This is a genomic window from Neorhodopirellula pilleata (assembly GCF_007859915.1).
GTDB lineage: Bacteria > Planctomycetota > Planctomycetia > Pirellulales > Pirellulaceae > Rhodopirellula > Rhodopirellula pilleata.
This window is the reverse complement of the sequence record NZ_SJPM01000014.1, coordinates 146054-152891: the sequence shown is the minus strand read 5'-3', so window position 1 is coordinate 152891 and position 6838 is coordinate 146054. Positions and strand designations below refer to the sequence as shown.

Genomic DNA, 6838 nt, shown 5'->3' with positions numbered 1-6838 from the left:
ATTCTGGGGGAGGGGGGCGTTGTGCGCGGTCGGTCAAAATCAGACTCGCAATCCGCTTCGCTGCGTTTCGCAATGGCCAAACCTCAAAACGCAGAACCGATTTCGTCCTTGGTGAATAATGCGGGTTTAGACGCTTCGGCGTTATTGATCTTTGACAATTTGGTAGTGATGCATTTTGCGCCCATGGTGTAGTGGTAACCCATCTGCTTGCCATGCAGAAAATGCGAGTTCGATTCTCGCTGGGCGCTTTACAGAATCCGGTGTGGCCCAATGGTAAGGCGGCTCCCTGTTAAGGAGACGAGTGATGGTTCGAGTCCATCCGCCGGAGCTCTTGTTTTCTGAGTAAACACGTGTCCTTGGCCGATCGGCAAAGGCGTCGGACTTCCAATCCGAGCAGGCGGGTTCGATTCCCGCAGGACACTCTTCCGAGATGCTCACGATGTCACTCGGGTGTCGGCTAACGGTAAGCCAGCTGCCTTTGAAGCAGTGGTATGTAGGTTCGATTCCTTCCGCCCGTGCTGTTGATGAAAGACCAAACGCCGGAGTAGCAGTTGTTGGTCGCTGCACCTCGCTCTGAACGAGGAGTTCATTGGTTCGATTCCAGTCTCCGGTGCTGTGGCCGTCCTGTATTGGTTTCAGGAACTTCGCTGTGAACGAAGTCCATGTCGGTTCAATTCCGATCGGTCACCTGAGTCGCTTCGCTCCAGTGTTCAGTTTTCAGTGGACAGTTGACAGGAAGAGTCGAAGCAGAAGTTTTTCGCTGGTGAGGCCACCTGGTGGTGGTGCCTGATTGTCGATCAGGTCGTGGCGAGTTCGATCCTCGTTACCAGCGCTTGTTTTGCTGTCGACTCTCAACTGACGACTGAGAACTATTTTGCCGCATTCGACTACTGGCTAGGTCGGCTGCTTCTCAGGCAGCAGGAAGGAGATCGAAACTCCTATGCGGTACTTCGCTTTGAGAGACGCAACAAAACGGCGTGGTAGATTCTGATGGCAGAATCGTCTGGTTTTCATCCAGGAGTCCGCGGGTTCGATTCCCGCTCACGTCACTGCGTCGCGATCGCGATGCGACTACGGAAGTCACCCGGCCGGATGAGGACACTGTCTTGAAAACAGCTGCGGCTAATTACCGTTGTGGGTTCGAGTCCCACGGCTTCCGCTTAGTTGAAGGAATCATGGGAGCGTTTCCACACGGGAGGTTGTAACCCTTCTGCCTTTAATTGTGTGGTAGTCGGCGAGAGGTGCGATTCCTTGCGTTCCCACTTTTGAAATTTCACACGTCTCTGGTGTAACGGTAGCACTGCTGATTCCAAACCAGTTGGTCAGGGTTCAAATCCTTGGGGACGTGCTTTTCGGTCCTGTGGTCCAACGGCGACGACACCTGTTTTACAAGCAGGAAACGATGGTTCGATTCCATCCGGGACTACTGCCGGCGTCACGGTGACGCTGGCCCGCAGTTAATCAAGGAGAACGACGATGTCGAGAAATGTGAAGTACGTGCAATGTGCGATGAGACGCAACATCGCCGGCGGATCCGTGCGAACGACATCGTACATCCCGCAAGAGTTTGCGAAGGTCGGTCGCGTGCTGAGGCTGAAAGACGACAACGTCGGTTGGGTCGACGGCTGGGTGGTCGAGTCCGTCGGCGATGTGATCGTCGAAGGCGACCAACTCCCTGACTCGCACAAAGCGATCAAGAACCATCGCAAGTCGACCGGCGACAGCACGCCGCGACTGTATGCATAACACGTTGGCAGCCAAGGGAAGGACGCGGTCGGTCGCGTCCTTCCCAGCGGCACCAATCATCAACGCCTATATACGCCAACCGGCAGAGCGGTCCGGCTTAAACCCGGATGATTGCAGGTTCGACTCCTGCTCTGGGCACTAGCAGAAGTTTGAAGAGTGAAGTTTGAAACATCCGACGCGAACCATTTTCACCATTCACCCTTCACTCCTCTAACTTCATTCATGGGGCGCTCGTCCAACGGGAAGACGTCTGTTTTGCACGCAGAAAATCGGGGTTCGATTCCCCGGTGCTCCACTCACGCTGAGGTAGGCCAACGGCGACCAGTCCCTCGTGATCCATGGCAAAGTCGTAGCCGAACAATGAGAGACGAAAGTCACCACGCCCCTGAAAGGATCCATGGCAGTTACGACTATTGCATCCCAATCGCCCCAACAGTGGAACAACATGACGCTGGAAGTCTGGAAATTCTGTTGTCGTCTTTGCTTGATATCGCTGGTTGGCGGGCGGCCGAGTCTCGTCACCCCAGGAACATGTCCCGCAGATGTTGAATGTGCAGAGTGCGAAAACGAAGCTTGCGAAGAGCTGAAAACGCCAATAGAAGACTCGCGATTTGGCGACGTATCGAAGCATATACATTCTCCCTTACGCGTTCTCAGCGCGAACGAATCAAATTCCAGGCGAATTCACTTGTCGAGCTTGCGGACACCTTCAATGACGCTCAACTGGTCACCGAGTCGTTGAGGATGCTCGACGCCTAGCTCGATGTGGTCGCCAACCGTGATCCCGTGGTAGGCGTCTTTCTTGTTCCAGAAGCCGCTGAGCATCACTTGCTTTCCAATAATGCTTTTGGCGTTTCGCGAGCGATCCTTCTCGAAGGCTTTGACAACGTCGGTCACTTCAGCGGTCAGTTCCCACAACTGCTCGTCTTTCTTGACGACCTTCGCTTGCAAGATTCCGCTAAAGCCACGGAAATCGTCGGGCAGTTCTGGGTAGTCGCCCGCTTCGACGGGAGCAACCTTGCGAAGCACCTCGCCAACTCGCAAATTCTCTCCACCGTCGTGCAACGCCCCGAATTGGATCGTCTCACCGATTCGCGTGACGACCAGAGCGTCCAGGAGGCCGGGGGGAACACCTTCGGCGTTTACGTTTTTTCCGAGTAACGATTTCGGCGAACGTGACTGATTGTTTTGCCAGACACGTGGGACGGCATCCACCGTGACCGCAAACGTTCCCCGCTCAACATCCTTCTTCACCAATCGCCCCGCGATCATCCCGCGAAAACCCTGTATAGGATTATCCGATCGACCGACGACGGGGCTCTCTTGACGCATGTTCTCCATCTGCGCTCGATCACTCTGGCGCACAAATTCCGCGACCGTCAGATGATCACTTTGGCGTCCGATACGAGCACGTCTAGAAACTTCCCAAAGACTCCTTTGATCTCGACCGACTTACCCACAATGGATTTCGGGTTCTCTGCTTGGCTATTTTTCCAAACACGCGGGATGGCATCCACAACGACGACAAAGGCCCCCTTCTCGACATCCTTAGCAGCAAGACGACCGACTAACATGCCATTAAATCGTTTGATTCCTGCTGGCAATTCGTCGGGCGTTGACTTGAGTTCAGCCAACTGTTGGACGGGGTTTTGGCTCTGTGGCTCGTCCGCGACAAGCGGTGCGGACAAACCGATCAGAACGGCCAACGCGGAAAGCTGTGATTTCATCGTGTTTCCTTGAATTGAAAGAGTTTGATATCGTGGGGTGTTAGGTTTTCGCTCGGCAACAGCCTGTGGAACGAGCGCTGTGACTGCTAAGGCGAGTAGGGTTAAACACGTTAGCAATTTGAACCGGGTGGCCGGCGCAACTTCTGTGCTGAAAGTGTTTTGGATGAGAAGCCTTTCAACGCGTTGCCCAAGCGTTGAACGAAATGCCGCGACTCCGGCAACGAGTCCCGATTGCTTCAAGCGATGCATTTGCTGATCAATGATTTGATCTCCCATCCGGATCAAACAATGGATCAGTCCCTGTTGGTCACCAAGAACTCGCGAAGCAGAATCATCCGCGGCGAAGTCCATGGCGATTCGCAGTTGCCGACTGGCAAAACGATTTAGTAGCTGAAATGGAAACAGACACTGAACCAATCTCGCGAAAAGATTCCATTTCGCATCGCGATTTGCAATGTGAGCTAATTCGTGGGCGAGCAGGGCGTCCCATTCCGAGTTCAATCGGCTGCCATTTGCGTGGCCCACCTTCTGTGCTTGTACCAAAATGAAGGGACGCCTTATCCCAGCAGTCAAGGCTCCGTCGACATTCGCTGTTTCCAATAAGTCAACCGGTTGCCGAATTCGCATCTTTTGAGCGATTCGCATAAGCCCACGCTGAACCTCGGCCGACTCAATGGGGACGGAATTCATTCGGAGAGTGCGCAGTCGCTTGATCTGGATAGCGAGCCGCACTAGGCAAACCACGACGGCTACCGACCAAAGACCGGTAATCGCTAGAGACAGCGTTTGCCAGCTGAACCGAGGGAGCATGGGGGCGAAGCTTCGGTCGTCCATGACGGGGCTCAGTCGCTTCGCATGGTGATTGAATTCGCTGGTGGCGACCGAGTTCGGCAATGTCAAATCGGTTGCTGAGATAGCAGTGGTTTCAATGGGCGCGAGTCTCCTTTCGATATCCAAGCTCGACATTGTCGAATCGCCCAGTGTTGAATCACCGAGTGCGTACTGGTACCCCTGATGCAGCGAGGGAGCTAACGTCACAACAGTTGTTGTCAAAAGCGGCAGCAGGATCGCCAATTTCCAGCTTAAGACTTGTAAGGCTGGCACTCGCAATCCTCGTATCCTGCGAACCGACCAGGCAATGCCGCCGATGATCAATGTCGAGTGAATCAGGTAGGTGAGCAGAAAGCTGAAGACCACCATCACGAACCAAATCGGAATGCTCATGATTTCCTCTTCGTTCGTTTGGCATGTTCGTTGACGAGCTGCTTGATTCGTTCCAGTTCGTCCGCGTCGACTTGATCGCTGGCCAAGAGTTGGTTGACCAATTCCGCAGGGCTTCCTCCGAAGACTCGATCAACTAGGTCGCCGACCACCGACTGGTTTGCGCCGACTTCCGAAACGACGGCTCGATAATAGTACTGTCGATCCTCCACGCGATGGGTAATCAGCCCCTTGCGTTCCATTCGCGATAACACGGTAGCGACCGTCGAGTAGGCAAGTGGTGGATCTGTCTCCAATGCCTGCTGCACCTCGGCCACGGTCGCCTCCCTCTGCTGCCAAAGCACACGCATGACCGCCAGTTGTCGTCCGGAAAGCTTCACAGTGACGCCTCGCTTCGATTGCATGGATTTCTACAGCGCGTAATACTACAGAGTGTAAAACATCGGGTCAAGTGTCCGCCAATGTAAAAAACGCTCGCAATCCCCCGTGCTCACTCGGTTCTACTGAAAGTCGTGAGCGAGACTGCTAGGGGCAGTGAGCGGAACTGCCACTACAATGAATCGAAACCGTGTCCGCGTACTGACTTCCCGGCGCGTTCGTAGACCAGCCTCGCCAATCCGGACACAATGTGATCTTCGCTTCCCTCGCAATCCGTGCTTTGAAAGACCATCCCGAATACGCAACACCCGCAGTGGTCGATGGAATCCGCAAGCTACTTGCCCTCTTCGACAACGAACATCCTGGAAGCGGCTATTACGGTAAGGCGAAGGGCCGAGTTCAGGGTCACAAAATTCTGCTTCCTGATGACGTAGGCAAGCCGCAATACGATGACATTGAAGGAATGGTTCTCGCCGTGCTTGATGAGACGATCGGCCAGGATCCAAAGATTCATCGTAGCGGTTACGGCGGGCTCGTTCACATCATTAATCACGCTGCCGCCATTACCGACCTTGCGGACTTCGGCTACCCCGACTTGGCTTCGCGAGCGGTCCAATCCCACTACCAGCACCTGCGACTCTGGCAGACTCTCCCCAACGTCGCCGACGAAATGGGGCCGTTGAAGGTTTCAAAGTTCGCACCCCATAGCCCAGCATACTGGACCTCAGGCGACGTCCCCTACGATCGCGCACTTCTGACCCATCGCGTGAAAACCATGTTCGGGTTTGGCGAACTTGCTGCAGCAGTTGAGGACGATACGAGGGAGAATACTGCGTACGACAAGCTGCGATATATGCTGTAGTGATCGCATCGCACTTCTCTATAACAAGAGCCGGTCTCTCCGAAGATCACGAGAGAACGCCGGGTAATGCCAAACAGAGAAACAGAGATCCAAGATCCGTCGGGCGTTCCAAGAAAAACAGAGAGAGTTCTCCGCTTACTCGGACTCAGCTCCGTTCGCGTTCGCGATCCTTTCCGCGGCGTCGTCCATCAGATCAAGCGTGATCTCTTGGTCCGCGTGATGCCAAACAACTAGGTCACTGATCTTCATTTTTCCGTACGGCTTTTCGGATGGATCGGGAAATACGTCGTCGAGCATTCTCGGATCGGTGTAGCGGACTTGGCCAACCACGAACGCGTGGAGATGAGAATTGGTCCAGCCTATCGCAGTTTGGATGGCTTCATGAAACTTGGAGAGTGTGACGTCCAGGGTTTCAATGCTTCTCCATATTGGCGGCTTGATACCACGGAGAGATATCTTGAATTGATAGACCGTTTGACCTGATCCCGATTGCTGGGCAAGCTCCGTTTTTGTCACGAGAGGTTTCGTTGAAACCCAACCAGTGACGGTTCGCGTTATTCGCTTTCCCGCCCACTTGGGAATCTCACTCCGATCGGTCAGGATCTCGATCGAGCGCGCAACACCAACTTGCCGCTGGATTAGGCCTTTCTTCTCCAGCATCTTCATCATCTGGTTGACCGATGGCGGTGAGACTTTCAACGCGTCCGCGATTTCCGATTCGGCGGGCCGCAAACCGAATCCCTCGGTGTAAGCCAATATGAACGATAGGTAGCGACCTTGAGCCCGCCTTATTCACCAAGCGCGCCTTTAGGGTAGAAACCATCGCGTGAAACGCTACGTTTATCGGTTCACTACAACCAACTCAAACGCAAAGCAGGATCACGCGATGGGTGAAGTACAACGT

7 protein-coding genes, 12 tRNA genes and 2 pseudogenes are annotated in these 6838 nt (G+C 54.2%); 15 read left to right on the top strand and 6 right to left on the bottom strand.

The genetic code is table 11. The annotated features are described in order from the left end of the window. The 14 genes from Pla100_RS31915 to Pla100_RS24695 form a co-directional block, all read left to right on the top strand. Positions 1-192, top strand: a 192-nt coding sequence (locus Pla100_RS31915; protein WP_231603534.1) for a hypothetical protein, incomplete at its 5' end; no start/stop codon positions are given. Beyond that, positions 178-248: transfer RNA gene (locus tag Pla100_RS24750), tRNA-Gly, on the top strand. The genes Pla100_RS31915 and Pla100_RS24750, both read left to right, overlap by 15 nt. Positions 249-256: 8 nt before the next feature. Continuing rightward, a tRNA-Asn gene (locus tag Pla100_RS24745) sits at positions 257-328 on the top strand. 22 nt (positions 329-350) lie between these two features. After that, positions 351-422 (top strand) — tRNA-Gly (locus Pla100_RS24740). Positions 423-447: 25 nt separating this feature from the next. Beyond that, positions 448-518, top strand: a tRNA-Gln gene (locus Pla100_RS24735). Between the two features lie 20 nt (positions 519-538). Continuing rightward, positions 539-613, top strand: a tRNA-Gln gene (locus Pla100_RS24730). A gap of 146 nt (positions 614-759) precedes the next feature. Further along, a tRNA-Asp gene (locus tag Pla100_RS24725) sits at positions 760-832 on the top strand. 142 nt (positions 833-974) lie between these two features. Beyond that, a tRNA-Glu gene (locus tag Pla100_RS24720) sits at positions 975-1049 on the top strand. A gap of 26 nt (positions 1050-1075) precedes the next feature. After that, positions 1076-1159, top strand: a tRNA-Ser gene (locus Pla100_RS31150). Between the two features lie 118 nt (positions 1160-1277). Next, a tRNA-Trp gene (locus Pla100_RS24715) sits at positions 1278-1348 on the top strand. Positions 1349-1354: 6 nt separating this feature from the next. Beyond that, positions 1355-1426, top strand: a tRNA-Val gene (locus Pla100_RS24710). A gap of 50 nt (positions 1427-1476) precedes the next feature. Continuing rightward, positions 1477-1746: a hypothetical protein gene (locus tag Pla100_RS24705; RefSeq protein ID WP_231603532.1), complete on the top strand. Its 270-nt coding sequence runs from the start codon at positions 1477-1479 to the stop codon at positions 1744-1746. A gap of 64 nt (positions 1747-1810) precedes the next feature. Further along, positions 1811-1884, top strand: a tRNA-Leu gene (locus Pla100_RS24700). Between the two features lie 86 nt (positions 1885-1970). Beyond that, positions 1971-2041, top strand: a tRNA-Ala gene (locus tag Pla100_RS24695). Positions 2042-2065: 24 nt separating this feature from the next. On the opposite strand, the pseudogene Pla100_RS31910 reads toward Pla100_RS24695, so the two are convergent. The 4 genes and pseudogenes from Pla100_RS31910 to Pla100_RS24680 form a co-directional block, all read right to left on the bottom strand. Then, a pseudogene (locus Pla100_RS31910) lies at positions 2066-2290 on the bottom strand (hypothetical protein); the annotation flags it as partial. Positions 2291-2430: 140 nt separating this feature from the next. Next, positions 2431-3078 carry a hypothetical protein gene (locus tag Pla100_RS24690; RefSeq protein ID WP_146581167.1) on the bottom strand — a complete coding sequence of 216 codons (648 nt, stop codon included), beginning with the start codon at positions 3076-3078 and terminating at the stop codon, positions 2431-2433. A 47-nt stretch (positions 3079-3125) separates the two neighbouring features. After that, positions 3126-4697, bottom strand: a complete 1572-nt coding sequence (locus Pla100_RS24685; protein WP_146581165.1) for a M56 family metallopeptidase — start codon at positions 4695-4697, stop codon at positions 3126-3128. Next, positions 4694-5098, bottom strand: a complete 405-nt coding sequence (locus Pla100_RS24680; protein WP_146581163.1) for a BlaI/MecI/CopY family transcriptional regulator — start codon at positions 5096-5098, stop codon at positions 4694-4696. Before Pla100_RS24680 ends, Pla100_RS24685 begins: the two co-directional genes overlap by 4 nt. Before the next feature lie 254 nt (positions 5099-5352). On the opposite strand from Pla100_RS24680, the gene Pla100_RS24675 reads away from it, so the two are divergent. Beyond that, a complete protein-coding gene (locus tag Pla100_RS24675) occupies positions 5353-5934 on the top strand; it encodes a hypothetical protein (RefSeq protein WP_231603531.1) in 582 nt (193 codons plus the stop codon). Between the two features lie 135 nt (positions 5935-6069). Here Pla100_RS24675 and Pla100_RS31905 read toward each other — a convergent pair whose 3' ends face one another. Both Pla100_RS31905 and Pla100_RS32235 read right to left on the bottom strand, forming a co-directional pair. Beyond that, complete coding sequence (locus Pla100_RS31905) at positions 6070-6450, bottom strand: plasmid pRiA4b ORF-3 family protein (RefSeq protein WP_231603546.1); 381 nt, start codon at positions 6448-6450, stop codon at positions 6070-6072. A gap of 93 nt (positions 6451-6543) precedes the next feature. Continuing rightward, positions 6544-6726 (bottom strand): annotated as a pseudogene (locus Pla100_RS32235) (LexA family protein); the annotation flags it as partial. Positions 6727-6838: the final 112 nt, after the last annotated feature.